This is a genomic window from Acetobacterium sp. (assembly GCF_041752335.1).
Classification (GTDB): domain Bacteria; phylum Bacillota; class Clostridia; order Eubacteriales; family Eubacteriaceae; genus Acetobacterium.
Window position 1 is genome coordinate 1 of the sequence record NZ_JBGSHG010000042.1, and the last position, 24,193, is coordinate 24,193.

General features: G+C 49.1%; 24 protein-coding genes, 1 tRNA gene and 2 riboswitches. Of the genes, 15 read left to right on the forward strand and 10 right to left on the reverse strand.

Features of this window, described 5'->3' with window-relative positions:
* Positions 1-444: 444 nt before the first annotated feature.
* From ACEW8F_RS05615 to ACEW8F_RS05625, 3 genes are all read right to left on the reverse strand, one after another.
* Positions 445-750: a hypothetical protein gene (locus ACEW8F_RS05615; protein ID WP_373482494.1), complete on the reverse strand. Its 306-nt coding sequence runs from the start codon at positions 748-750 to the stop codon at positions 445-447.
* A 333-nt stretch (positions 751-1,083) separates the two neighbouring features.
* Positions 1,084-1,160, reverse strand: a tRNA-Arg gene (locus ACEW8F_RS05620).
* A gap of 97 nt (positions 1,161-1,257) precedes the next feature.
* A complete protein-coding gene (locus ACEW8F_RS05625; RefSeq protein WP_373482495.1) occupies positions 1,258-2,124 on the reverse strand; it encodes a hypothetical protein in 867 nt (288 codons plus the stop codon).
* A gap of 124 nt (positions 2,125-2,248) precedes the next feature.
* On the opposite strand from ACEW8F_RS05625, the gene ACEW8F_RS05630 reads away from it, so the two are divergent.
* The 7 genes from ACEW8F_RS05630 (at position 2,249) to ACEW8F_RS05660 (ending at position 8,039) form a co-directional block, all read left to right on the forward strand.
* Positions 2,249-3,001, forward strand: coding sequence for a hypothetical protein (locus tag ACEW8F_RS05630; protein ID WP_373482496.1), 753 nt, complete (start codon positions 2,249-2,251; stop codon positions 2,999-3,001).
* Positions 2,994-3,188, forward strand: coding sequence for a hypothetical protein (locus ACEW8F_RS05635; RefSeq protein ID WP_373482497.1), 195 nt, complete (start codon positions 2,994-2,996; stop codon positions 3,186-3,188). Before ACEW8F_RS05630 ends, ACEW8F_RS05635 begins: the two co-directional genes overlap by 8 nt.
* 119 nt (positions 3,189-3,307) lie before the next feature.
* A riboswitch (molybdenum cofactor riboswitch) is annotated at positions 3,308-3,423 on the forward strand.
* Positions 3,424-3,519: 96 nt separating this feature from the next.
* Positions 3,520-4,215 (forward strand): Ig-like domain-containing protein, encoded by a 696-nt coding sequence (locus tag ACEW8F_RS05640; protein ID WP_373482498.1) that lies wholly within the window; start codon positions 3,520-3,522, stop codon positions 4,213-4,215.
* On the forward strand, positions 4,216-5,229 hold the full coding sequence (locus tag ACEW8F_RS05645; protein WP_373482499.1) for a FecCD family ABC transporter permease: 1,014 nt from the start codon (positions 4,216-4,218) through the stop codon (positions 5,227-5,229).
* The gene (locus ACEW8F_RS05650; RefSeq protein ID WP_373482500.1) at positions 5,229-6,038 is read left to right on the forward strand and encodes an ABC transporter ATP-binding protein; all 810 of its coding nucleotides are present in this window, start codon (positions 5,229-5,231) and stop codon (positions 6,036-6,038) included. Before ACEW8F_RS05645 ends, ACEW8F_RS05650 begins: the two co-directional genes overlap by 1 nt.
* A gap of 34 nt (positions 6,039-6,072) precedes the next feature.
* Positions 6,073-7,155 (forward strand): ABC transporter substrate-binding protein, encoded by a 1,083-nt coding sequence (locus tag ACEW8F_RS05655; RefSeq protein WP_373482501.1) that lies wholly within the window; start codon positions 6,073-6,075, stop codon positions 7,153-7,155.
* A 170-nt stretch (positions 7,156-7,325) separates the two neighbouring features.
* The gene (locus ACEW8F_RS05660; RefSeq protein ID WP_373482502.1) at positions 7,326-8,039 is read left to right on the forward strand and encodes a hypothetical protein; all 714 of its coding nucleotides are present in this window, start codon (positions 7,326-7,328) and stop codon (positions 8,037-8,039) included.
* A gap of 50 nt (positions 8,040-8,089) precedes the next feature.
* Here the strand turns inward: ACEW8F_RS05660 and ACEW8F_RS05665 are convergent, their stop codons facing one another.
* Positions 8,090-8,707, reverse strand: coding sequence for an NUDIX hydrolase (locus ACEW8F_RS05665; protein WP_373482503.1), 618 nt, complete (start codon positions 8,705-8,707; stop codon positions 8,090-8,092).
* Positions 8,708-8,872: 165 nt separating this feature from the next.
* Between ACEW8F_RS05665 and ACEW8F_RS05670 the strand changes: the two genes are divergently transcribed.
* Positions 8,873-9,259 (forward strand): desulfoferrodoxin family protein, encoded by a 387-nt coding sequence (locus ACEW8F_RS05670; protein ID WP_373482504.1) that lies wholly within the window; start codon positions 8,873-8,875, stop codon positions 9,257-9,259.
* Positions 9,260-9,326: 67 nt separating this feature from the next.
* Here the strand turns inward: ACEW8F_RS05670 and ACEW8F_RS05675 are convergent, their stop codons facing one another.
* Positions 9,327-10,061, reverse strand: coding sequence for a glycoside hydrolase family 25 protein (locus ACEW8F_RS05675; RefSeq protein WP_373482505.1), 735 nt, complete (start codon positions 10,059-10,061; stop codon positions 9,327-9,329).
* A gap of 130 nt (positions 10,062-10,191) precedes the next feature.
* On the opposite strand from ACEW8F_RS05675, the gene larE reads away from it, so the two are divergent.
* Complete coding sequence (gene larE / locus ACEW8F_RS05680) at positions 10,192-11,007, forward strand: ATP-dependent sacrificial sulfur transferase LarE (RefSeq protein ID WP_373482506.1); 816 nt, start codon at positions 10,192-10,194, stop codon at positions 11,005-11,007.
* Here larE and ACEW8F_RS05685 read toward each other — a convergent pair.
* The 3 genes from ACEW8F_RS05685 to ACEW8F_RS05695 all read right to left on the reverse strand — a co-directional run bounded on the left by ACEW8F_RS05685 (position 11,004) and on the right by ACEW8F_RS05695 (position 14,298).
* Positions 11,004-12,767, reverse strand: coding sequence for an ABC transporter ATP-binding protein (locus ACEW8F_RS05685; protein WP_373482536.1), 1,764 nt, complete (start codon positions 12,765-12,767; stop codon positions 11,004-11,006). The genes larE and ACEW8F_RS05685 overlap by 4 nt on opposite strands.
* A gap of 118 nt (positions 12,768-12,885) precedes the next feature.
* Positions 12,886-13,827, reverse strand: a complete 942-nt coding sequence (locus tag ACEW8F_RS05690) for an SPFH domain-containing protein (protein ID WP_373482507.1) — start codon at positions 13,825-13,827, stop codon at positions 12,886-12,888.
* Between the two features lie 15 nt (positions 13,828-13,842).
* Positions 13,843-14,298, reverse strand: a complete 456-nt coding sequence (locus tag ACEW8F_RS05695) for an NfeD family protein (RefSeq protein WP_373482508.1) — start codon at positions 14,296-14,298, stop codon at positions 13,843-13,845.
* Between the two features lie 134 nt (positions 14,299-14,432).
* Positions 14,433-14,613, forward strand: a riboswitch (cobalamin riboswitch).
* A 109-nt stretch (positions 14,614-14,722) separates the two neighbouring features.
* Between ACEW8F_RS05695 and thiC the strand changes: the two genes are divergently transcribed.
* From thiC to ACEW8F_RS05725, 6 genes are all read left to right on the forward strand, one after another.
* Complete coding sequence (gene thiC, locus ACEW8F_RS05700) at positions 14,723-16,024, forward strand: phosphomethylpyrimidine synthase ThiC (RefSeq protein ID WP_373482509.1); 1,302 nt, start codon at positions 14,723-14,725, stop codon at positions 16,022-16,024.
* Between the two features lie 2 nt (positions 16,025-16,026).
* Positions 16,027-17,310: a B12 lower ligand biosynthesis ThiC-like protein BzaB gene (gene bzaB, locus ACEW8F_RS05705; protein WP_373482510.1), complete on the forward strand. Its 1,284-nt coding sequence runs from the start codon at positions 16,027-16,029 to the stop codon at positions 17,308-17,310.
* A gap of 219 nt (positions 17,311-17,529) precedes the next feature.
* Entirely contained in the window at positions 17,530-18,618 is a 1,089-nt protein-coding gene (gene cobT / locus ACEW8F_RS05710) for a nicotinate-nucleotide--dimethylbenzimidazole phosphoribosyltransferase (RefSeq protein ID WP_373482511.1), read from the forward strand.
* Positions 18,599-19,651, forward strand: a complete 1,053-nt coding sequence (locus ACEW8F_RS05715; RefSeq protein ID WP_373482512.1) for a class I SAM-dependent methyltransferase — start codon at positions 18,599-18,601, stop codon at positions 19,649-19,651. The genes cobT and ACEW8F_RS05715 overlap by 20 nt, the downstream gene beginning before the upstream one ends.
* Positions 19,652-19,688: 37 nt before the next feature.
* A complete protein-coding gene (gene bzaD, locus ACEW8F_RS05720) occupies positions 19,689-21,017 on the forward strand; it encodes a B12 lower ligand biosynthesis radical SAM protein BzaD (RefSeq protein ID WP_373482513.1) in 1,329 nt (442 codons plus the stop codon).
* A complete protein-coding gene (locus ACEW8F_RS05725) occupies positions 21,014-22,498 on the forward strand; it encodes a radical SAM protein (protein WP_373482514.1) in 1,485 nt (494 codons plus the stop codon). The genes bzaD and ACEW8F_RS05725 overlap by 4 nt, the downstream gene beginning before the upstream one ends.
* A 54-nt stretch (positions 22,499-22,552) precedes the next feature.
* On the opposite strand, the gene ACEW8F_RS05730 is transcribed toward ACEW8F_RS05725, so the two are convergent.
* Together ACEW8F_RS05730 and ACEW8F_RS05735 are read right to left on the reverse strand one after the other, a co-directional pair.
* Complete coding sequence (locus tag ACEW8F_RS05730; RefSeq protein WP_026394010.1) at positions 22,553-22,762, reverse strand: molybdopterin-binding protein; 210 nt, start codon at positions 22,760-22,762, stop codon at positions 22,553-22,555.
* A gap of 58 nt (positions 22,763-22,820) precedes the next feature.
* On the reverse strand, positions 22,821-24,074 hold the full coding sequence (locus ACEW8F_RS05735) for an HlyC/CorC family transporter (protein ID WP_373482515.1): 1,254 nt from the start codon (positions 24,072-24,074) through the stop codon (positions 22,821-22,823).
* Between the last annotated feature and the right edge of the window lie 119 nt (positions 24,075-24,193).

Below are 24,193 nucleotides of genomic sequence, written 5' to 3' on the forward strand. Positions count from 1 at the left end.
TTATTTTTGTTCCATTTTTTCATCTTCTTCAATATTTTCATTGTTTTGTTGTTCCGTTTCACTTCCGACTTCATGAATTCTGCCTGGTTCTTAGACCCGGATTCTCTAAGCTCCAAATCTTTTTCATTTCGCAATTACCTAATAAACAGTTTTTTTATTTAAACTGTCCACTATAAGGGGAGCATATCACAGACGACTTTAGTAGGTATTTTATTTTATAGACTGCTGAATCATAAATGCGATATACCACTATCCAATTTTTCACTCGAAGGAAAAAATGCCGTACAGCTTTTGGACAATAAATGGGCAACTGAATGGGCATACTCTTTTAAACAAAAATTCAATCTTTGTAAAAGGCTTTCTTATCGTCTTAACTGTGTGCCCTTAGAAATACAAAACCCCGACCTTCAGGTCGTAGGTATATTGACTAGTCATTTTCCCAGATCAAAACAGATTCACCCGAAACATCCGCCTATTTCTTTCAGTAAGTGACTCGGTATGACGATCCATATTAAAGCAGATCATATCCAGACACAGAATATCCAGATAAGCTTTGGCCATAGCTGGTTTCAATTCTTTGATCCGATTGTAATTAAACACATAATCGACTTCGTCTCCGACCAGACTTCTGGCCGGTTCGTAGTTCAGGTTGGCACCATCGTTAAAATTCCGGCTCTTGATTCCCTTTTCCCAGGCAATGCAATGAGCCATATCAAAACCCAGGAATTTTCCACGTACATAGATAAACAATTGGGAAAAGATCTCCTGTTGATTTTCCTGTTGATACAGCCATCAGTGCCCATCTTCCTGTCACCAGCATTTTTCTAATGAAGCCAATATTGGTGAGTTCTGGTGCCCGACTGTAAAGAAGTCCTGGCTGATTGGGCCATAGTAATGTGAATATCACATTAGGTACCTACACCCATGTTTTATAGCAACAAAAAATAAAGATAGCATCACTCATTGATGCACTCTATGATACTGAGGAAATTTCAAATGTTATCTCTATCGGTTAAAATTCGGTTAAAACATAAAAAAAACCCATCCGCAAGAAACTTGCGGATGGGATTACACTGCATTTTATGGCGTGCCCTGAGGGATTCGAACCCACGACCTCTCGGTTCGTAGCCGAACGCTCTATCCAGCTGAGCTAAGGGCACGCAGCGTGACCTAGGATACTTCCGTTGGCCACGAAAGTCATTATAGCACACTCAGATTCAAAATAAAAGTCTTTTTTTGATAATTTTGTGTAATTTTTCACAAATCATGGTTATGCTTATTTTCGTAGTGTTCCTGTTCCGCCAAAATCTCTGCCGCTGTTTTACGGCGGGGCATAAACCGCTTGGCAAATTTTCCCTTGCTGCGGTTTTTAATATAAAAATAACCGAGAATTGAAAAGGTCACTGCCCCGATAAAGTTAACAAAAAGGTCATTCATGGTGTCGTACAAACCAATATCGATGTAACCCCCATAATGCCAGAGCTCCTGGTTGACCACCATACTTTCGATGGGCATCACCACCGCCACATTTTTTCCCTCGGGATTGAAGATCACCGAACTGATCACGGTCTGGATGGAATCCTTCTGCATATCGGTTTGGAAAAACATATCCATGCCAAATTCAAAAAACTCCCAGACTACCCCCACTGTCATCGAAAAACAGAAGGCCACCAGCGCCACAAAAAACGGCGATAACGAAAAGGTCACTTTTTCATTGCGGTTGAGGATATCAATCATTGAGAAGCCGATGGCGGCACAGAGAAACCCATTGATGGTATGGAGCATATCATCCCAGCGGTCAAAAATCAGGTAGTACTCATTGATTTCGCCGAGGATCTCGGCACCAAAGATAAACAAGAGCACGATGATCTCCAGGGTCCCGGGCAAAACAATGTTCATCCGCTTGTTGAGAAAGTTCGGAATCATGAACAGGATCAGCGTCAGCACACAGAGAAACACGTTATTATAATTCCGGTTGAAAATCTCAGCAATTAAGACCAGTACCACCAGAATCCGCAGGGAAACATAAACAAAGGCCTTGATTTTATTTTCCCTGGCTTCTTCCCAGAAATCTTTGAGATGCTCAAGCATCCACGTTTTTTTATCTATTTTCGTTTTTGTCATCGGCATTCTCTTTCATTTTAGTCGTGATCTTATCATTATAGCATCATTTCCAAACAGTTTACAATTACAATAACTTCACTTATAATGTCTATATTCAGTAAACTAAACCAAGGAGTTTTCACTTATGAAATTTTACCTTTGCATTGATGATACCGACAACCTGGACTCCATCGGCACTGGAACTATCGCCGAACAGATTCAGGAGAAACTCATCCGCCAGGGCTATGGTCCCTGTTCGCTGGTGACCCGACACCAGCTTTTTATTCACGAGGATATTCCCTATACCTCTCATAACAGCTCGATGTGCTTTTACGGCGAAGCCCCCGACGATGCCCTGGCCGCCATCATCAGCCTAGCCGCCGATCATCTGGATACTGTTGCCGCAGTCGGATCCGACCCCGGCCTTTGCGTGCTGGCCTATGACGAAAGCTGTCATTATGATGAATTAATGGAGTTTGGCATCCAGGCCAAGAAAAAAATATTAACCAAAGATGAGGCGATGATCTGTGCCCAGAACCATCAGCTGCATCTGTCTGAACATGGCGGCACCGGTCAGGGCATTATCGGAGCCTTGGCTGGGGTAGGCCTACGGTTATTCGGATGCGACGGCGAAATAAAAGGGGCGCTGAAAAACGCCGCGATCAACCAAACCTATCCCGTTTCCAAGCTGAAAAACATGCCGGAAATCGAGCAAGTGTTAAACCTGTCAACCAAAGAACCCCTGGCGGATGCAACCCTTGTCAATATGTGTAATCGAACCAAAACGGTACTGTATCAAAACCAATACGTGCTTTTTGTCCGCCAAGACGAAAACGATCAGTACGCCACCCTGCCCAAAGCCGAAATCCGGAAACTGGGAGATCATTTCTATGTCTGATCAAACCCAACTTCCCATGGACGAATGGAAAAAAGCTCAGTCTATCGCATTGTGCTGCCCCGAATTTAAGCCGGATGTGGAAGAAGAATGGCTGGCTGAGGAAACCGTTTCCTGCTATAATTGCCGCTACCGGCGTTTTGTTGGATCGGGCATCCGCTGTATGAAAGCTTTATTTCCTGATTTTTAAATCAACCATCCGGTTCGGATCTAACCAGATCAGGACTTGTCGTCTCGGAGTTGACAAGCCGGTTGATTTATCATATATTTACACTTGTTAGCTAATGGATTTAACCATCATCAGCTAAAGCAAAATATTAATTCCGAGCCTTTGTTCCTAAAGACACACTATGGATCAAGGCCGATAGGGTTTAAATGGAAACGTTTATGCCTCCACGTTGGGAAGGAGTTAATTAATTGTCAGTTGTTACAGCCTTTACTGTACAAATGCGGATTAATTAATAAAGGCCAGCCGGTCTTTATTTTTTATGTCTCATATTCTAAATTTACGGAGGAAAAACATGAAAAACACTATCTTTTCAAAAACATTGCTGTCCATATTACTGGTCAGCCTGATGGCTTTTGGTTGCTGCGGCAGCGTGATGGCAGGCAGCGGTGACGGTTCCGGCGGCGGTAGCGGCGATGGGTCCGGTGGTGGCAACGGGACTGCTACTGAAACAACGTCTGAGACCACCACAGCCCCAGGCAGTGGTGACGGCAGCGGCGGTGGCAGCACCGAACCCCTGACCATTGTCACCGCCACTCCTGCCGACAAGGCCACCGAAATCGCTGTGGATACCCCGATCAAACTGGAATTCAGCAAGAACGTAGCCTATGCGACCGTCCGGGACACCAATCTCAAGGCCGTAACCCTCTGGGCCGGGGATCAACCAGTCAAAGCCGAAATCACCATGGCCGATGATCAATTGGAACCGGATCTCCGAAATTTCATCAACATCGTGCCCGGAGAACCCCTGATGGAAGGTACAGTTTACACCATCAAGGTTGACACCACCCTGAGCTCCAAAAGTGGGGATGTCCTGACTGAACCCCTCGCATTGACCTTTACCACCGTCGGCACAACAGAAATTGCCAGCCAGTCCAGCACCGATACAGCCAGCGGCAGCACCGGCATCAACACCACCTGGATCATCATCGGACTGATGGCCATTGCAATTGTCGTTGGGGTAGTCATAGTCAGACGCAAAAAAGCCTAAATGTCACCACAAAAAAAGACGATTGTCACTATCATTCTGATCGCTCTTCCCGTCCTCTTTTTCTTTGGGACCATCTGTATTGGCCGTTATTACGTTTCTTTAACGGATATCTTTTCGACCCTATGGCAGGGACTCACCGGCAACAGCAGCGGGTTGAATTCCGAAACTACCACCGTGATTCTGCAGATCCGCTTGCCCCGGGCCTTTCAGGGGGCCATGGTGGGGGCGGCCCTGGGAGCCAGCGGTGCCGCCTTCCAGAGTCTCTTCCGCAATCCCCTGGTTTCCAGCGGTATTCTGGGGGTTTCCGCCGGGGCCGGCTTCGGGGCCGCTCTGGCCATTGTTTTATTTAACACCGTTTTTCTGACCCCCTTGTTTGCCTTTGTCTTCGGGATCCTGGCAGTGATTCTCAGCTATTTTGCCGGAAAAATCGACAACACCTCCACCACCATCACCCTGGTGCTGGGTGGTACCATTATCCAGTCGATTTTTTCGGCCCTGATCTCGCTGCTGAAATACCTGGCCGATGCCGCCACCCAGCTGCCGGCCATCACCTTCTGGCTGATGGGCAGTCTGGCTTCAACTAAAACCGCCGATGTCTTTCTGGCCCTGATCCCGATGGTTCTGGGCATGGCCGGAATCCTGATCATGCGTTACCGCCTCAATGTCCTGTCCATGGGTGATCGGGAAGCCCGCACCCTGGGGATCAATGTGATGGCCAATAAGGCTGCCATTATCGGCTTTGCCACCCTGGCCACCGCCGGCGCCGTCTGTGTCAGCGGCATCGTCGGCTGGATCGGACTGATCATCCCTCATGTGGGGCGGATGCTGGTGGGCAATGACAACAAGTGGCTGGTGCCGGCCAGCATGTCCCTGGGGGCCTGTTTTGTCATCTTCTGCGACACCCTCTGCCGCAGCCTCACTGGTGGCGAAATCCCTTTGGGGATTGTCACCGCCCTGATTGGCGGTCCCTTTTTTATTTACCTGCTTAAAAAAACCAAAGGAAGGAGCTGGTAATGGCCTTGTTACGTTTAAACCACTTGAGTTTTGGTTACAACCCCCACCGACTGATTTTTGAGGACATCAGTTTTGCTGTCCACCCCGGTGAAGTTTTTTGCATTATCGGCCCCAACGGCTGTGGCAAAACCACCCTGATCGACAGTATCCTGGGCATCAACCAGCCCCAACAGGGAACGATTGAAGTAGGTGGCATCCGTCTTGCCCAGCTCAAACCCCGGGAATTTGCCCAACATATTGCCTATGTTCCCCAGAGCCACACCAAAACCTTCCCCTATACGGTTCTTGATATTGTGGTGATGGGCCGGACCTATGCCACCCGGGGCTTTGGTTCGCCAGACTCCAGCCAACGACAACGGGCCCTGGAAAGCCTTGACCAGGTCGGTTTGACTGGTTTTTCGGAACGGCTCTACACCGAACTCAGCGGCGGTGAACTGCAGCTGGTACTGATTGCCCGGGCTCTGACCCAGGACGCAAGCATCATGGTGCTGGACGAACCTACTGCCCATCTGGATTTTCGCCACGAGCTGATGGTGATGGAAATCATCACCTGGCTGGTCAAAGAGAAGGGACTGACCATTGTAATGGCCACCCATTTTCTCAACCAGGCCTTTTATCTGGAAAATGCGGAGGTACCCACCCGGGTGGCGCTGATGAACCAGGGCAAAATCGAAGCCATCGGCACCCCCTCCGAGGTGATTACCAAAAACACTCTCAAAGACGTCTTTAAAATCAGCTCCACCACCGGCACCACTGACGAAGAAGGAATTCAGCGAAAATTTATCGTGCCGTTAAAAAACCTTCGCTGACTGGCTACATTTATTCATCAAGAAAGGACACTGTATGCACAAAAAAACAAGCTTACTGCTTTGCTGTCTGCTGATGGTCACACTGTTGATGGCTATCAGCAGCGGCTGTCAGAATCAAAACCCCACCGCGGCGGTGCCGACCAAAACGATTGTCGATTGTCTGAACCGAGAGGTGGTGATCCCGGCTGATCCCCAGCGGGTGGCCTGTCTTTACGCCTCCACCGCTCATATCATGGCGATGCTGGGGCAGGAAGCTAAGATCGTCGGAATCCCCAACGGGATCAAGCGGGATGTGCTGATGGCCTATAAAAGGTCGGATATCGGTGCGATATCAGTACCGTTTAACGACGGCGCCATAAATATTGAAGAATTGTTGGCCACCAATACCGATCTGGTGCTGCTGCGCCAAAGCACCGCCGAAAATGCTGGGGAAATCGAAAAACTCAACAAAGCCGGAATTCCCTGGGTGGTCATCGACTATGCCAGCCTGGAAGGTCTTCAAAAAGCCATCACCATCACTGGTCAGGTTTTTAATCAGGACGAGCGGGCCGCCGGTTATAATGCCTTCCTCCAGCAAACCCTAACGCTGATTTCCCAGAGGGTCAGCGGCCTGCCGGAATCGGCCCGACCCCGGGTTTACCATGCCGTCAATGAGGCCGCCCGAACCGATCGGGCCGGGGATCTCTGCAGCCAGATCACCGCTGCTGCCGGCATCATCAACGTCTCAACCCAGGGCGGCAGCCTGATCACCGATGCCGAAAAAACCATGACTACCCTAGAGCAGATCTACAGCTGGAATCCCGATGCCATCATCGCCAATGATATCAATGCCAGCAAATATATGCTCACTGATCCCAAATGGTCAGGTCTAAAGGCCGTGGCCGAGCACCGGGTCACTACCCTGCCAGTGGGCGTCACCCGCTGGGGCCATCCCGGTTCCATGGAACCCCATATGGCCGCCTTATTTATCGCCACTACCTTTTATCCCGATCTTTTCGGCGATGTGGATCTGACTCAGACCGTCAAAGACTATTATCAGCAATGGTTTGATCTCAATCTTAGCGATGCCGACGTGGCCGCCATCTTATCAGGCGAAGGCATGCGGCTGGCTAAATAAGTCTGCTCACGACTCATATCGCGCGAGCAAACTATAGCTATCATTTTAAACGAAAAACATCATAATCACAGGGAAAGTTTGAATCTTGGACATAATTGTGACTAAAGTGTGATTGCTATTGTTCCAAAAGTGTTATAAAATATACTCATACATGAAATAGGAGCGACGGCATGCCAAATAAAAGATTCTTAACTATCATAATTATTTCCCTGATCGTTTTACTATCCGCCGGTTGCGACAAAGATGACGGCACCACTGCCTATCTTACCTTTATTACCCTACCTACGAAAGCAACCATACCTGATGGACTACATCTCGATTCGATCTTAAGCATCACCAATCCCATACCTGATGATCCCAATGGTGCTACCACCACTGTCCAATTTGGTGTCTTTGGGTTTACCAATACCGCCGGGGAACCGGTTTACTATGTTTACGGAAAAAAAGAATCCATCGACGGTGACCAGTCTCACCTAATCGGCGAAGGTTTTTATCAGGTCGATTATCGGATCGACGAGCAAAACGTTTATCTAGCCTTAAAAAACAGCAGTTCTCCCCTGACCAAGGTGGATAAGGCTAACGGAATTACCACCGCTTATGGTGGTGAACTCCCCTTTGCTTTCTACACACCAGTCGAAGGTCAGGATGGCTTTTATACTTTTGTCGACGCCGACGGGGCGACTCAATACCGGGTTTATGCCACCTTTCTGGACAAGAACGGAAATTTTTTTCCGGCCTCAGAAGATGGTCGCATGATTGCCGGTGCACTGCCGATCAACAAATCGATGGAAGAAACTTTACAAACACAGGGTCAAAGCGGTGTTTCTAAAATGATCACCACCCCCATTACCTGTACCAACATACCAACTTCTTACGTTGTATAATATAAACCATAAAAACCGGCAATCGCCGGTTTTTATGGTTTTGTTTGATTTTAATCATAAACCGGATGGTATTCCGGGTTTTGGTGGGCTTTAAAAAAGAGGGCCAGCTGTGCTTCGGTGGTTCGGCCCAGGGACAGCGGCGGCAGCTGATCCATGGCAAAGAAGCCGCTCTCAATGGTTTCAGCATTGCATTTAAAATCCCCTTCCAGCAATTCGCAAAGCATCAGGATCTTATAAATAGTATAGGGACAGGTATCCTGGACCCACTTGCTGCGATCCAGCAGCGCCACCAGCCGGGTTGGTTTTACCAGCACACCAGCTTCTTCAAAGGCTTCTTTGATAACATTTTCCTGGGGCGTCCGGTTGACATCAGCCCAGCCCCCCGGCAGAGACCAACGACCATCAACCTTTTCCCGAACCAGCAGGATCCTGTTTTCCACAATGACCCCGCCCCGAACATCAACCTTGGGCGTCAGATACCCTTCTTCCCGGACATAGTAATCCTTGATCACCTCATGGGAAACCTCGGTATGCTTTTCGATGATTTCTCTCGACAATTTTTCGATTTCACGATAACGGACCAGGTCATAATCATTTTTGCAGTAGGTCAATCCTGACTGAGAGATTGATTGTAATTCTCTTGCCCATACAAGCCATTGTTTTTCCATTTTTATTCTCGAAGCCGCGCTTCTCTCCTTCCAAAATTAACAATTTGTGTCTTCACTTTCTTAAATCTTGTGTTATAATATAATCAAGAATTAATCTTATCTGTTTATTTCTTCTTTTATAGGGAATATAACTAAAGAGATTAGTATTGACTTAGGAGGTCTATTATGTGTAAAGAACCAAAATTTTTTGTCTGTAAACACTGTGGAAATTTTGTGGGTATGATTCACGAATCTGGTGTGGAAATGATCTGCTGCGGGGATCCGATGACAGAAGTTGTTGCCAATACAACAGATGCCGCTCAGGAAAAACACGTACCAGTCATCGCCGTTAATGGCAACACAGTTACTGTCGATATCGGAAGTGTTCCCCATCCAATGACTCCAGAACATCATATCGAATGGGTCTACCTTGAAACAACCGAAGGCGGCCAGCGAAAATGTCTGGCAGAAACCGGTGCTCCCAAAGCAGAATTTGCCTTAACACCTGGGGATAAGGTCATTGCTGCCTATGAATATTGTAACCTTCATGGTTTATGGAAAGCAAGTCTATAATTAAATAGCTTCTGTAAAAATAATCAGATAACCCTAAAAGCTGCCATTTTGGCAGCTTTTTCTATTCTTAAAAAAACTCATCAATAAATTCGGCGTAGGTGCCATTATAAAGGTTCATATCAATGAAAGTTTCATCACCATCGTAACCATCCATCATACCCCGATGGCTGTATTGCCAGAAAGTAAATATTTCTCCGTTTTCCAGCGCATCCGGCCAGTAATTATCCAGATCAACAATCCAGATCGGATAGTCTTTGTAGTCGGTCCCGATATACATTTTAAAAATACGATGGGTGGTGTAGATAATCGGCTTGACCCCATAATTGTCTTCCAGTTCTTTTAGTAATTCATCAAGGATAACCTTGACCTGCTCCTTAGGCAAGGCGTTGTCCTCGTAGATCCCATACAATTCCAGGTCAACCACCGGCGGCAGGTTCCGAGCTGAAACCGGCACGTTATCGATAAAGTTTTTGGCCTGGGCTTTGCCGGTGGTATCATAATTTAAAAAGTGATAAGCCCCCACCTTGAGTTGGGTTTTCTGACTTTCTTCCCAGTTGGTCTTAAATTTAGTATCCACATAATCATCGCCTTCGGTGGCCTTGATAAAGGCAAAATCGATGTTCTGATCGGCTAGCAGCGCCCAGTCCACATCGCCCTGATAAGCGGATAAATCGACACCTTTAACGAGATGATCCTCACTTTTAGTGTGATTAAATGTATTGGTAACCCCATATATTATTAACACGATGATAAATAAAACTCCAATTCCGACACCCAGTGAGATGGCTTTTTTTACAGACATTTAGTACCCCCCTATTCTTTAATGTAAACATTATAACAAAATATTTACTGGCGGGGAACCCTCTTAAGGAGTTATAATATAGCCATTATCAGAATCACACCATTCAAATAGACAGATACAAGGAGATGCCATGAAAATAAATACGATCCTGTCCCCAGTTCTTTCCGAAAAACTGGTTGCTTTGAAAGAAAATATCCAACGTTTCCCCAAGGTTGCCATTGCCTTTTCCGGCGGTGTCGACAGCACCCTGCTGCTGCAGGTGGCTGTTGAGGTGCTGGGAGAGGCTGTTTTGCCCATCACCGTCAACGGCGCGATGCTGCCCGGCTCCGAATTTGCTGAAGCCCAGGCCCTGGCCAAAGCCATTGGGGCGGTGCCGCTGGTGATTGATGCCGATGTTTTTTCGTTGGAAAATTTTGTCAAGAACCCGGCCGATCGCTGTTACCACTGCAAGAAATTCATTTTTACCCAGATCAAAGATGCAGCCCGGGCCAATGGCTACGAGGTGATTCTGGACGGTTCCAACCTGGATGATATGAAAGATTACCGGCCGGGCATCAAAGCCCTGGGTGAACTGGGCGTTTTCAGTCCGTTAAAAGAAGCCGGCCTGACCAAGCAGGATATCCGCGAACTCTCGGCTTATTACGGCTTACCCACCGCCACCAAGCCGGCCATGGCCTGCCTGGCCACCCGGATTCCCACTAACACCCCGATCACCCCGGCAGCCCTGACAGCCATTGAAGCCGGGGAGGATTTTCTCAAATCCCTGGGCTTAAGCCAATACCGGCTGCGGCTGCTGGGTGAGACCGCTAAAATTGAATGCGACCCCGGCGATTTTACCGCCATCATCGAAAACCGCCTGGCCCTGATTGATACCCTGAAAAACCTCGGCATCAAAACCATCACCCTGGACCTGGCCGGCTACAACTGTGGCAATATGAACGGCTAAAACTCTTCGTTTAATTCATCCAGCTCCCGGTACATCTGGTAGAGGTCGTAGTAGACGCCTTCTTCCCGGAGCAGTTCCTCATGGGAGCCTTTTTCAACGATCCCATCTTCGGTGAGGACTAAGATCGAGTCCGCATTTTTGATGGTCGTCAGGCGATGGGCAATGGTAAAGGTGGTTCGGCCCCGGGTCAGTTCTTTCAGGGATTCCTGAACAATCCGTTCGCTTTCATTATCCAGGGCCGAGGTGGCCTCATCGAGAATCAGGATCGGCGGGTTTTTCAAAAAGACCCGGGCAATGCTGATCCGCTGTTTCTGGCCACCGGAAAGTTTGATTCCCCGTTCGCCAATATGGGTATCGTAACCCTGGGGGAGCTTCTCAATAAACTCATGGGCCCCGGCGTGTTTAGCTGCCTGAATCACACTGGCCCGGTCGGCATCTGACCGGCCATAGCTGATATTCTCATAAACCGTGCCCGAAAAAAGATAAACATCCTGCTGAACCACCCCGACCTGGGTTCGCAGCGAGTGCAGGGTCAGGCTCTGAATATCCTGACCGTCAATCAGAATCCGGCCGGAGGTGACGTTGTAAAACCGCGGAATCAGATGGCACATGGTCGTTTTGCCGCTGCCGGAAGGCCCGACGATAGCAATATTCTCCCCGGCTTTGACCTCGACATCGATATGGGAAAGCACGGCCTCGCCGCCATCGTTGTACTGAAAGCTGACATCTTCAAAGCGGATCTCACCCACCACATCGGTCAGTTCTACCTCATTGGCCCGATTTTCGTATTCGGTGGGTTCATCGAGAATTTCAATAAAGCGCTCAAACCCGGTCATGCCGCGCTGAAACTGCTCGGCAAATTCGACAATCCGGCGGATTGAAGCCAGCAAGGTGGTGACATACATCAGGTAGGCAATATAATCCCCGGGGTTAATGGCGCCGTTGATCATAAAGATCCCCCCGCAGACCACTACCAGCAGATACATCAGTCCGTCGAAGAGCCGGGTGGTCGTCTGAAACCCGGCAAAATAGCGATAGGTTTTCCTTTTGATTTCCAGAAATTGACTGTTCCCCACTTCAAACTTCATTTCTTCAATATTTTCATTGGCAAAAGATTTCACCACCCGGATCCCCAGCAGATTGTCTTCCACCTGGGCATTGATATCGCCGGTCTTGACCCGGGAGCGCTTCATTTCGCGACGCATCCGCTTGCGGAAATAGGTGGTGGTCAATAGCATCACCGGCAGGGCGGTAAAAATAATCAGTGTCAGCCAGATATTAACCGAGCCCAGAATCGCAAATGAAATCCCGATTTTTAAGCCGGCAATAAAAAACTCTTCGGGACAATGATGGGCAAACTCGGTGACATCAAAAAGGTCTGAGGTGATCCGCGACATCAGCTGGCCGATTTTAGTGTCACTGTAAAACGAAAAGGACAGCTTCTGGAGGTGTGAAAAGAGATCCCGACGCATATCGGTCTCGATCTGAGCGCCCATGACATGGCCGACATTGGCCATAAAATAGTTGGCCACCGCATCAATCAGCCGTAGCACCAGATAAACCAGCCCCAGCTTTAAAATCGTCGCCACCGTCAGACTGGCCAGGTCATTGATGGCGGTATTGGTAATAAACCGCACGATCAGCGGCAGGACCAGATCACAGACCGTCGTCAGGGTGGCGCAAAACAGATCCAACAACAGAATCCATTTGTATTTTTGATAGTATGGTATGAAACGTTTGATGAGTTGCGTATTAGAGATTCCCAAAAATATTCCTTCTTTCTTAATTGGTGTATTTAAAAACTTAGGGCAATTGGGAAACGGCTAGCCGCTTTCCAATTGCCCATTCATGGTCATTGATTTAACTTTTATAAAAGCTCTATTGACTGACTTTCGTCTGATCCTTCATGATTTCACTGAGGGATGTGGCCAGACCGGCCAACCCCTGAATTTCTGAGGGAATAATAATCTTGGTGGCTTTGCCGTCGGCGACCTTTTCAAAGGTGGACAAGCTCTTCAGGGCAATGACCGACTTGATCGGATCGGCTTCATTGAGCATTTTAACGCCCTGGGCGACCGCTTCCTGAACCTTGATAATGGCTTCTGCTTCCCCTTCGGCCCGTCTGATCTGAGCTTCCCGATCGGCTTCGGCACTGAGAATGGCGGCGGCTTTTAAACCTTCGGCCTGTAAAATAGCCGCTGATTTTTCCCCTTCAGCTACCAGCACGGCGCTGGCTTTTTCCCCTTCGGCCTGGAGGATTTTTTCCCGACGTTCCCGCTCAGCCTTCATCTGTCGTTCCATGGCATTTTGAATCGCTTCTGGTGGCATGATATTTTTAAGCTCCACCCGGTTGATTTTAATCCCCCAGGGATCGGTGGCTTCATCGAGAATCACCCGCATTTTGGTATTGATGACGTCCCGGGAGGTCAGAGTCGCATCCAGCTCCATATCGCCGATGATATTACGGAGGGTGGTGGCAGTGAGGTTTTCAATCGCCTTCATGGGATTATCAACCCCATACATATAGAATTTAGGGTCAGTGACCTGTAAGTAAATAACGGTATCAATCTGCATCGTAACATTGTCTTTGGTAATTACTGGTTGCGGTGGAAAATCCGCGACCCGTTCTTTTAAGCTGACCCTTTTTGAAATCCGGTCAAAAATCGGAATCGCGATATGGAAACCGGTTTCCCAGGTGGCATGATAAGCACCCAGCCGTTCCACCACATAGGCATTGGCCTGGGGCACAATCTTGGCATTGACAATAATCACAACAATAAAAATGATAAATATTACGCCTAAAACAATAAGTCCATACATAATTTTTTCCTCCTTTTATTCAGAAACTATTTCTTTTTCAACCACTTTAACCATGGCCTTGACCCCTTCGATACCCACCACAATCACTTCAGCATTAACAGGAATAACGGCCTCACCGTCGATATTTCTGGCAGTCCAGGATTTGCCGTCAATTTTGACTGCCCCCTGTCCTTTGAGGTTATTGATTTCTTCCTCGACAATCCCCCGGTTTTGCAGAATCCGATCGGCATTGGTGGCCATTGTTTGGGGATCCAGATGTTTCTTTAAAAACGGTTTTGTCCCCAATAATAAACCAATCGAGACCACGAAGAAAAGCGTCATCTGCACCCAGAAGGCGGCGCCAAAATACGCGGCTACCAAGGCCACCAGGGCTCCGACACAAAACCAGATTGACACCAGTGCGCCAGCGGTAACCAATTCAGCCACCAGAAAAACGACAAACAGGACCAACCAGACAAAAACAATATTCATCCTCTCACCTCCCTCATTCACTTGAATTCATTATAACATAGTTTTATTCGTTTTTTTATGGCAACTGCGCAAATCAGTTTTTTTTATTTTTTTCTTGCACATTCATTTTTAGTGTGTATAATTAAGAATAAGTGAATAAAAAAGCGAGCATAGGTGCCTTAGCAATAAGGAGAATAGGGAATCAGGTGAGAGTCCTGAGCGAACCCATCACTGTAAGGGCGGAGCAAACCACAAGAACCACTGTTTTTTATGGGAAGGTGTGGCGCAGCGCTAAAACCCCGAGTCAGGAGACCTGCCTATGAATCGATCCTGAATGAACGAAGGTAAAGTTCATGGCTGTTATTGTAAAAATAACTGCTGTGGGCTTTTTTATTTGCCAAAATTTGTGGAAAACAAAATAACTACAATCATTCAGGAGGAAACGATGACAATTCTGGAAAAAGCACGCGCTGGTGAAATCACCGCAGAAATGATTTATGTGGCACAAAAAGAAGGGATCGATCCCGAGCTGATTCGCCAGGGGGTGGCCGCTGGTGAAATCGTCATCTTGATGAGTTCCCGGCCCCATATCAACCCGGTGGCGGTGGGCAAAGGTCTGTTTACCAAGGTATCAGCCAGCGTCGGGATGTATGAAGTGGACGACACCATCACCGGTGAAATGGCCAAAATCGATCAGGCCGTTAAGGCCAAGGCCGATACCCTGATGGACTTAAGTGTCCGCGGCCCGATTGATGAAATGCGGGAAAAAGTCTTAGCGACAGTGGACCGGCCGGTGGGTACCCTGCCTCTTTATCAGACCCTGGCCATGGCTCAGGAAAAATACGGCAGCGCTTTAGATATGACCGCCGACGACATGTTTGCAATGATGGAAAAGCATGCCGCTGATGGGGTCAGCTTTTTAGCCCTGCACTGCGGCACCACCTTGGACGTGATCAATCGCGCCAAAGAAGAAGGCCGGATCGATCCATTGGTCAGTTATGGGGGTTCCCATTTGATCGGCTGGATGGTTCACAACCACTGTGAAAATCCTTTCTTTACCCAATATGACCGGGTCCTGGAAATCTGTAAAAAATATGATGTTGTGCTGAGCTTTGCCGATGGCATGCGCCCTGGCTGCATCGCTGATTCGCTGGACGGCGCTCAGGTTCATGAATTGGTGATCCTCGGCGGCCTGGTTAAAAAGGCCCGGGCGGCCGGGGTTCAGGTGATGGTCAAAGGACCGGGCCACGTGCCCCTGGATCAGATCCAGACCACCGTCCAATTACAGAAACAATTATGCGGCGGCGCCCCCTACTTTGTCTTCGGCTGTCTGCCCACCGATTCCGGGGCTGGTATGGATCATGTCACCGGTGCTATCGGCGGAGCGATTGCCTCCTTTTACGGGGCTGACTTCCTCTGCTACGTGACCCCGGCGGAACATATCGGCATGCCGAGTGCCGATGATGTCTATCTGGGGGTGATGGCCAGCCGTATTGCTGCCCATGCCGGTGATGTCGGCAAAGGTCATCCGGCAGCCATTGCCTGGGATCTGGAAATGTCCCATGCCCGGCGGGAACTGAACTGGGGCCGACAGATGGAACTGGCCATCGATACCGAAACTGCCACCAAGGTCTGGAAGGATCGCAGTACCAACTTCGAATCCGAGTGCAGCATGTGCGGCGACTTCTGTGCCATGAAAATTGTCGGCAAGTATTTACGAGACGAAAACCAGGAAGCGAGGAACTAATCATGACCCAAATGTTAAAAGCCCGTCAGGGTAAAATTACCGAAGAAATGGAAATGGTGGCGAGAAACGAAGGCTTCACGCCCGAATTCATCCGCGCCGGAGTAGCCGCCGGCCGGATCGTCATTCCTAAAAATAAATTGCGCAGCCGTACTAAAATCTGCGGCATCGGCGGTGGCCTGGATGTCAAAGTCAATGGCCTGATGGGCACCTCCGGTGACCGGGATGATATGGACATGGAAGTCAAAAAACTGAAAATTATCGAAACCGCCGGCGCCCATGGCTTTATGGATTTAAGCATGGGTGAAGATATTGATACGATGCGGACCCTGAGTCTGCGTAACTCCAATATCGCGGCCGGCTGCGTGCCGGTTTATCAGGCGGCCAAAGAAGCCGCTGATAAAAGAGGCCTGATGGTCAATATGACCGCTGATGACCTGTTTGATGTGGTCGAGAAACAGTGCCAGGCCGGTATGGATTTTATGGCCGTACACTCGGCGCTGAATATGGATCTGCTCAAAATATTGAAAAAAACCGGTCGTGTTGCCGATATCTGCAGTCGCGGCGGCTCACTGCTGACCGGTTGGATGTTCCATAACGATAAAGAAAATCCACTTTATGCCGAATTTGACCGGCTGCTGGAGATTCTTAAAGCCACCGATACGGTGCTAAGCATCGGTGACGCCATCCGCCCCGGCGCCAATGCCGATTCTCTCGATCAGGCCCACCTGCGCGGCTTAATGGTCGCTGGTGAGCTGACCAAACGGGCCCTGGCCGCTGGCGTTCAGGTGATGGTGGAAGGTCCCGGCCATGTGCCGCTGAACCATATTCCGTCAGCGATGCTGCTGCAAAAACGGCTTTGTTTTGACGTCCCCTACTATATTCTGGGCTTCCTGGCCACCGATGTGGCTCCCGGTTATGATAATATTTCCGGGGCCATCGGCGGCGCCTTTGCCGGCATGCACGGGGCTGACTTCCTGTGTTATCTGACCCCCGCCGAACATCTCGGTCTGCCCAATGAAGAAGATGTCCGCATCGGTGTCGAAACCACCCGGATCGCTGCCAATGCCGCCAATGTCTTAAAACGCGGCGGCGCCGCCTGGAACCGCGATCTGGCGATGTCCCGGGCCCGGGTTTCCCGGAACCAGGAGGAACAGGTCAAAAACGCCATTAATCAGGCCAATCTGATCGCCGCTTTGGCGGCCCAAAAGCCCACCCATGGCTGTGCCGTCTGTACCGACAGCAAATGTCCGGCCGATGTGGCAGCGGAGTTTTTTGGACTGGCTTAAATGATAGGTTAAGTGATGCGGGCGAACCCGGTTCGCCCCTACAAATTGACAAATCGCTACGTTGCTAAAATAGTTGTTTCGTTATTGTTTATAGTGAACCAAAAAAATAGCGCCTGATCTAAATCATCAGACCGTAGGGGCGGTCCGTGACCGCCCGAAAACTTGCGTTTTATAATCAATACTACTTTACAATCAATACCAATAGAAGGGATAAATACCATGATCGAAACCAAATATACCTTAAAACACGTCATCAATCATACCGAACCGGCTGATCCTCAGTGGCGTCAGGCGGCCCGGGATCATATTGAAAAATTGGCGATTCCGCCCTGGAGCCTTGGTCAGCTGCTAGTTGTCGCTGAACAACTGGCCGGGATTCAGCGCACCATCCGCCCCAATGTCGATAAAAAAATGGTCATCACGATGGCCGGGGATCACAGCGTAGTGGCCGAAGGCGTTTCCGCCTTTCCCCAGGAAGTGACGCCACAGATGGTAGAAAACTTTGTCAAAGGCGGAGCTGGCATTAATATTCTGGCCAAAGCCGCCGGCGCCGAAGTCATCGTCGTCGATATGGGCGTCGCTGTGGACATGCCCGAACTGGTTGAACAAGGCGCTATCATCGACTGCAAGATCGCCCATGGCACCAAAAACTTTTATCGCGAACCGGCAATGACCCGGGAACAGGCCATTGCCGCCCTGGAAGCCGGTATCAATGTGGCTTCCAAGGTCATCGAAGAACAGGGCATCAACCTGCTGGCCACCGGCGATATGGGGATCGGCAACACCACCCCCAGCGCCGCAATTTTAGCCGTCATGGCGGAATATCCGGTTTCGTCGGTAACCGGCCGGGGCACCGGCATTGATAACGCCGCTCTGATCAACAAGATCAAAGTGATCCGCGAATCGATCAACCGCCATCAACCGGACAAAAGTGATCCCCTTGATGTGTTATCAAAAGTGGGCGGCTATGAGATTGCCGGGATTGCCGGCGTGATCCTGGGGGCTGCCTATCATCAGGTCCCGGTGCTGGTGGACGGCTTTATTTCCACCGCCGGCGCGCTGATTGCCAAGGCCCTCTGTCCCCAATCCCTGGATTACATGATTCCCTCCCATCAGAGTGAAGAACCCGGTCATCAACTGATGTGGCAGGCCCTCGGATTACGGCCGCTGCTTAACCTCAATTTCCGCTTGGGAGAAGGCACCGGCGCGGCGGTAGCCATGCACCTGGTGGAATCCTCGGCCCGGGTCATTTGTGACGTTTTAACCTTTGCCGATGCAGGAGTAACCAATGGTCATGAAGGGGTATGATCCCCGTACCAACGGCGGCCAGTATCTGGAAGACCTGGCTACTGCCTACTGGGTTTCCGACGCTCTGTTCACGGCCCTGGAAATGGATCTTTTTCAGACCATCGATGATTTCGGGATCCGGGGCGCCAGTCTCGCTGAACTCGCCCCCAAACTGAACGCCAATGAAAGCGCCCTGGAACGTTACCTGGCGCTGCTAAGCAGCCTGGGCTTGCTGAGACAACACCAAAATATTTACTATAACCAATTGATTACCAAAGAATATTTACTGAAAGCGAGTCCCCTTTACCAGGGTGACTCGCTGCTGTGGCGAAAAAATCTTAGCGACGACTGGACTACCCTGAAAGCGTCCCTGACCGCCGGCGGGCGGGTCAACTTTCTGCCAGATACTATCAGTGAAGATGAGCTGAATAGGCGCCGGGCCAAATATATCCGGGCCATGGACAATGTCGCCAAGCTTAAAGCCCGGGACTGCACCACCTTCTTTACTGAACTCAGTGGCGCTATTCTCGATGTGGGGACCGGCTCCGGGGCCATGGCCCTGGCTTTTTTAGAAGCCTTTCCAACCACCGACGCGACCCTCTTAGATATTGAGCAGATGCTGCCTCAGACCCAAAAGCTTGTCGCTGCCACTGCGTTTGCCGATCGGGTTTGCTACCATCCTGCCAATATTCTGGAACCGGAATGGGGACTTACTAAAAAGTATCAGCTGATCATTCTATCAAATATTGTTCACGCTTACGCCGAAGCGGAAAATGAACAGGTTTTAAAAATCGCGGCCAGCCACTTAAGCGATGACGGCATCATTCTGATCCATGATTTCTTTAATGAACATGATCCGGTCAAGGCTCACCTGAGCGATATCAACATGTTTTTGAACACCTATAACGGCAAGGTTTTTTCCGGGGCCTGGGTAATTGCCGAACTGGAAAAACATGATTTGATCACCTCGCCGCTGATGCCCCTGGCCACCGACACCGCCCTGATCTTTGCCGCCCGATCCCAGTCGATCCTGGAGCGCCTCTGTTTAAAATAAGATACCGATTAACTGCTAATCAAATCAAGGAGAAACCATGAAAATACTTTTCATTCAAGCCCTCTCAATGGAGGGCATCGACATCGAGCGGGTTTATCCCATTGGGATCGTCGTTCTGGCATCTCAGGTCGAACGCCAAACCAATCATCAGCTGCAGCTTTTTGACATGAATATGGCCCTCGATCCCTATGGGGATCTGCGGCAGCAGCTGGATGTTCATCAACCGGACGTGGTCTGCCTGTCGTTACGAAACATCGATCCCCTGGGCAATAAAACCTCATCGCTGATTCCCGGCTTTGCTGTTACCCTGGCTTTTATCAAACGCTACGCGCCAAACACCAGAATCTTAGCCGGGGGAACCGGTTTTTCGCTATTCCCCGAACGGCTGATGAACGAATACCCGGAAATTGATTACGGCGTCACCGGCGAAGCTGAAAAAATCATTGTGCCGCTGCTGGAAAATCTGGACAACCCGCCCCATCTGCCAGGGCTCTGTTTTCGGGAGCAGGGCAAAGTCACAATCGTTCCACCAGTCGGCGATTATGATATGCGGGGTTATGTGATGCCCAACCGCGATCTGCTCGATCCCCGACCCTACCTCACTGTCAATAAATATGTGGAAAGTATCGGTGTGGAAACCAAACGGGGCTGCTGTTTTAGCTGCGGCTACTGTTCCTATCCGCTGCTGCAGGGAACTAAAATGCGCTGCCGCACCCCGGAAGCGGTGGTCGACGAAATTCAGTTTCTCTACGACAGCTACGGCGTCACCCGGATCCATTTCACCGATTCGGTGGTCAATATTCCCGTCGATCATCTCGATGCGATCTGTACCGAAATTATCCGGCGCGGTCTGAAAATAAACTGGAGCGGCTTTTTCCGGGAAAACCTGTTAACCGAGGAAAATGTCGCCCTCTATACCCAGTCCGGCTGCGAATGTTTTTCGCTGTCCCCCGACGGCCTCAGCCAGACGGCTCTGGATGCCATGGATAAACATATGCGGGTCCAGGATATCCTCGACACTGCCCAGGTTCTGGCCAACAGCGGCGTCGTTACCGTTTATCACTTCCTTGTCAATACCCCCGGGGATACCGCCGCAACCCAGCAAGCAGCCAAAGACCTCATCGACGCGATCTACGCGATCCATCACGCTTCCAAAACCCTGGGCACCATCGTTCTCAATAATATCCGGATTTTACCGGGCACCAAGGTCGAACAGCAGGCGCTGGAGCATGGCGTGATCACCCCGGAAACCGATCTGCTCTACCCGACCTATTACAACCCGGCGCCCTTTGACCGGGTCCGTTATGAGCTGGAAATCTATCATACCAAAAAAAATATCTTTATGTGGCAGGAGGTCACCTCATGAACGTCATCCTATTAGAACATCCCCGCTCCTACGGCGACGACCGCTGTAACGATATTGCCAACGCCCCCCTTTCCGCCTGCCTGAACACCGGCTATATCGGCGGCATGCTGGCGGCCAACAAGATTGATGTGACGATTGTCGACGGTTATCTGGAACAGCTGGATTATCCGGCCATTGAAGAACAGATTGCGGCGCTGGAGCCGACGATTTTAGGGATTCACCTGGTTTATCACTGGGAGGACAATAAAACCCTTTATCAGTTTATCGAACACGTCAAACAAACCTACGGGATTGCTTATGTCTGCGTTTATGGTTTTTACCCCACCTTTGCCTATGAAGAAATTCTCACCCGCTGTCCGGCCATTGATGGCGCCCTATTGGGTGAGGCTGAACTGACTTTTTTAAAGCTGGCCGAAAATTTCCCTACCGTCCCCCAGGCGGGAATCGCTACGCGCAGCGCTACCGGCATCGTCGCCACCCGCGGCGAGGTGGTTATCGATGTCGATAGCTTGCCCTTTCCCCTGCGCAGTGCCGGTTCCTATTCTTTTGGTGAGGTCAATATTTCCGGCAGCCGGGGTTGTTACGGCGGCTGTACCTTCTGTTATATCAACCCCTACTACGGCGATACCAAGCGGAAATGGCGGGGCCGCAGTCCGGAAAACATCATCGCCGAAATCGATGCGGTGATGCAGGAAACCGATATCCGCTACTTCTATTTTATGGACCCCAACTTCTACGGCCCCGGGCGCGCCGGCAAAGAGCGGGTCCTGAAACTGGCCCGTCTTTTAAAGGAACGCCAGATCCACTTTGGCATAGAAGCCCGGGCCAACGATATCGAAGCCGAAACCATCAAAGCCCTGACCGACGCCGGTCTTAAACACATCCTGATCGGTCTGGAAAGCGGCCGGGATGAAGCCCTGAAACGGCTGAATAAGCTGACCACGGTGGTCGATAATGAGAACGCCTTGCGCATCCTGCGGCAATACGGGATCGAACCCAGCGTCGGCTTTATCATGTTTGAACCCGATTCGACCCTTGAAGATCTGAAAGTCAACTACGACTTTTTAATACGCAACAAGCTACTGGATAAATTGGAGATCAGTGTCAACGTGCTCTACCATCATATGATTATTCTCCAGGGCAGCTCCTCCTACAAAGCCCTGCAGGAGCAGGGGCGGCTGAATATTTCGGCGCACTCCACCTATGAGGCGGATACTGATTATCTCAACCCCCGGGTAGCGATGCTGGCCGGGATGATGCGGGACATGACCAATCATATCTTTTCCTATATGAAGGATACCTGGGAGCTGAGCTTCAAAAAAGATCCGGTGATTCTGGAAAAATACCGCCTGATCAATCAGCTGCTGGTTCAATCTTTTGAAGATTATCTAGCGTTACTGAAAAGCCGGGAACTCAGTCTTGACCAGCGCGACGATTATGTGGCAGTCTTTAATCGTACCGTTGATGAAATAATGGCCTAAATAGCAAAAGCTCCTGAAGGCAATGCTTCAGGAGCTTTGTTTATTGTTTTTTTTTTAGTCAACCATAATCATTACAGAAGTAGCTTTAATTACTGCGGTAGCATCGCCACCGACTGCTAAACCCAGGTCTTTGACGGAACCCATTGATATAGAAGATGTAATAATATTGCCATTACCAATATCAACCTTGACGATTGCATTAACTGCACCTTCTTCAATACTGACGATCTTACCTTTTAACTGGTTTCTTGCACTTAATTTCATTTCTACCTCCTTAAGGTTTATTACAATTAAAGCCTACTCCTCCAACCTTTGTATATCCTTAATTTTCTGGACTAATTATTTCATTTTTAACGACATTTATCTCGATAACGTGACGTTCATCGCCTTGGGTAATCGTAATGGTCAGATTTTCAAAGTCAAAAGACTCGCCCACATCGGGAACCCGATCCAAAAATTCAACAATCCAGCCACCCACGGTAATCACATCAAACTCATCATCCATCTCGAAAAGATCAAACATTTTTCCCAGGTTAGCTTTTCCCAGGATGCGATATTTATTTTCTGAAATTTTTACAATTTCGTCAATAACCTCATCGTGTTCATCCCAGATTTCGCCCACCAGTTCTTCGATGACATCTTCCAGGGTGACAATACCGGCGGTACCGCCGTATTCGTCAGAAACCACCGCTATATGGCATTTTTTCTGCTGAAGCAGAGTTAACAGCTTGGAAATCTTCATGTTCGGGGTAATAAAGACTACCGGACTGATGATTTCTTCCAGACTGCTGTTGCCATTGTTGACATAGTGGGTAAAGTCTTTATAGCTGATAAAACCGATAATCTGATCAATGGTGCCCTGATAAACCGGGAGCCGGGAAAAGCCGGTGTCAAAAAATATTTTGGCAATGTCCTCTTTGGGATTATCAAGATCGATGGCTACTACATCCACCCGATGGGTCAGGATATCATCCACATCCAGGTCATTGAACTCGATGGCACTCCGAATTAGTTCCCCATCCTGAAGATCGATGCCGCCATCATTTTCGGCTTCTTCCACAATGGTCAAAAGTTCTTCTTCAGTCATACTCCGTTCTTCATTAACCTTAAACAATTTATCCAGCATTTTTTTCCATAACATAAATAAATAATTCACTGGTGTCAAAATAAACATCAGAAACCGAATAAAGGGAACGGCAAACATGGCAAAACTCTCCGGTGAATCCTTGGCCAGACTCTTGGGCGATATTTCCCCAAAAATAAGCACCAGCACTGTCATCACCGCCGTTGAAATCGTCACCCCGGCATTGCCGTAGTACTGAACAAAAACCACTGTAGCAATGGAAGCGGATGCAATGTTGACAATATTATTGCCGATCAGAATCGTCGATAATAAAACATCATATCGCTCAGAAAGAGCCAATACCTGAGCCGCCCGTTTGTTTCCGTCTTTGGCCAGATTTTTAATACGAATTCGATTAAGGGAGGTGAATGCCGTCTCTGTCGCCGAAAAATAGGCTGACATCAGCAACATCACCACCAGAACTGCTATAAAACCTATAATACTACTGTCCATTGACTAAGATTCCTCCCAGTAAACAGATCCATCAATCATCCATTTGACTGACTTGATAAGTTGAGTTGTTTTTTTTGTTTTCGTCTCAGATAATGGTACGTCGTCCAATTTTATTCCTC

Bases quoted from the DNA above. Each gene is read 5' to 3' on its own strand.
- ACEW8F_RS05625 (WP_373482495.1), bottom strand. From the start codon at position 2,124: ATGACAAAAACGAAAATAGATAAAAAAACGTGGATGCTTGAGCATCTC.
- ACEW8F_RS05630 (WP_373482496.1), top strand. From the start codon at position 2,249: ATGAAATTTTACCTTTGCATTGATGATACCGACAACCTGGACTCCATC.
- ACEW8F_RS05635 (WP_373482497.1), top strand. From the start codon at position 2,994: ATGTCTGATCAAACCCAACTTCCCATGGACGAATGGAAAAAAGCTCAG.
- ACEW8F_RS05640 (WP_373482498.1), top strand. From the start codon at position 3,520: ATGAAAAACACTATCTTTTCAAAAACATTGCTGTCCATATTACTGGTC.
- ACEW8F_RS05645 (WP_373482499.1), top strand. From the start codon at position 4,216: ATGTCACCACAAAAAAAGACGATTGTCACTATCATTCTGATCGCTCTT.
- ACEW8F_RS05650 (WP_373482500.1), top strand. From the start codon at position 5,229: ATGGCCTTGTTACGTTTAAACCACTTGAGTTTTGGTTACAACCCCCAC.
- ACEW8F_RS05655 (WP_373482501.1), top strand. From the start codon at position 6,073: ATGCACAAAAAAACAAGCTTACTGCTTTGCTGTCTGCTGATGGTCACA.
- ACEW8F_RS05660 (WP_373482502.1), top strand. From the start codon at position 7,326: ATGCCAAATAAAAGATTCTTAACTATCATAATTATTTCCCTGATCGTT.
- ACEW8F_RS05665 (WP_373482503.1), bottom strand. From the start codon at position 8,707: ATGGAAAAACAATGGCTTGTATGGGCAAGAGAATTACAATCAATCTCT.
- ACEW8F_RS05670 (WP_373482504.1), top strand. From the start codon at position 8,873: ATGTGTAAAGAACCAAAATTTTTTGTCTGTAAACACTGTGGAAATTTT.
- ACEW8F_RS05675 (WP_373482505.1), bottom strand. From the start codon at position 10,061: ATGTCTGTAAAAAAAGCCATCTCACTGGGTGTCGGAATTGGAGTTTTA.
- larE (WP_373482506.1), top strand. From the start codon at position 10,192: ATGAAAATAAATACGATCCTGTCCCCAGTTCTTTCCGAAAAACTGGTT.
- ACEW8F_RS05690 (WP_373482507.1), bottom strand. From the start codon at position 13,827: ATGTATGGACTTATTGTTTTAGGCGTAATATTTATCATTTTTATTGTT.
- ACEW8F_RS05695 (WP_373482508.1), bottom strand. From the start codon at position 14,298: ATGAATATTGTTTTTGTCTGGTTGGTCCTGTTTGTCGTTTTTCTGGTG.
- thiC (WP_373482509.1), top strand. From the start codon at position 14,723: ATGACAATTCTGGAAAAAGCACGCGCTGGTGAAATCACCGCAGAAATG.
- bzaB (WP_373482510.1), top strand. From the start codon at position 16,027: ATGACCCAAATGTTAAAAGCCCGTCAGGGTAAAATTACCGAAGAAATG.
- cobT (WP_373482511.1), top strand. From the start codon at position 17,530: ATGATCGAAACCAAATATACCTTAAAACACGTCATCAATCATACCGAA.
- ACEW8F_RS05715 (WP_373482512.1), top strand. From the start codon at position 18,599: ATGGTCATGAAGGGGTATGATCCCCGTACCAACGGCGGCCAGTATCTG.
- bzaD (WP_373482513.1), top strand. From the start codon at position 19,689: ATGAAAATACTTTTCATTCAAGCCCTCTCAATGGAGGGCATCGACATC.
- ACEW8F_RS05725 (WP_373482514.1), top strand. From the start codon at position 21,014: ATGAACGTCATCCTATTAGAACATCCCCGCTCCTACGGCGACGACCGC.
- ACEW8F_RS05730 (WP_026394010.1), bottom strand. From the start codon at position 22,762: ATGAAATTAAGTGCAAGAAACCAGTTAAAAGGTAAGATCGTCAGTATT.
- ACEW8F_RS05735 (WP_373482515.1), bottom strand. From the start codon at position 24,074: ATGGACAGTAGTATTATAGGTTTTATAGCAGTTCTGGTGGTGATGTTG.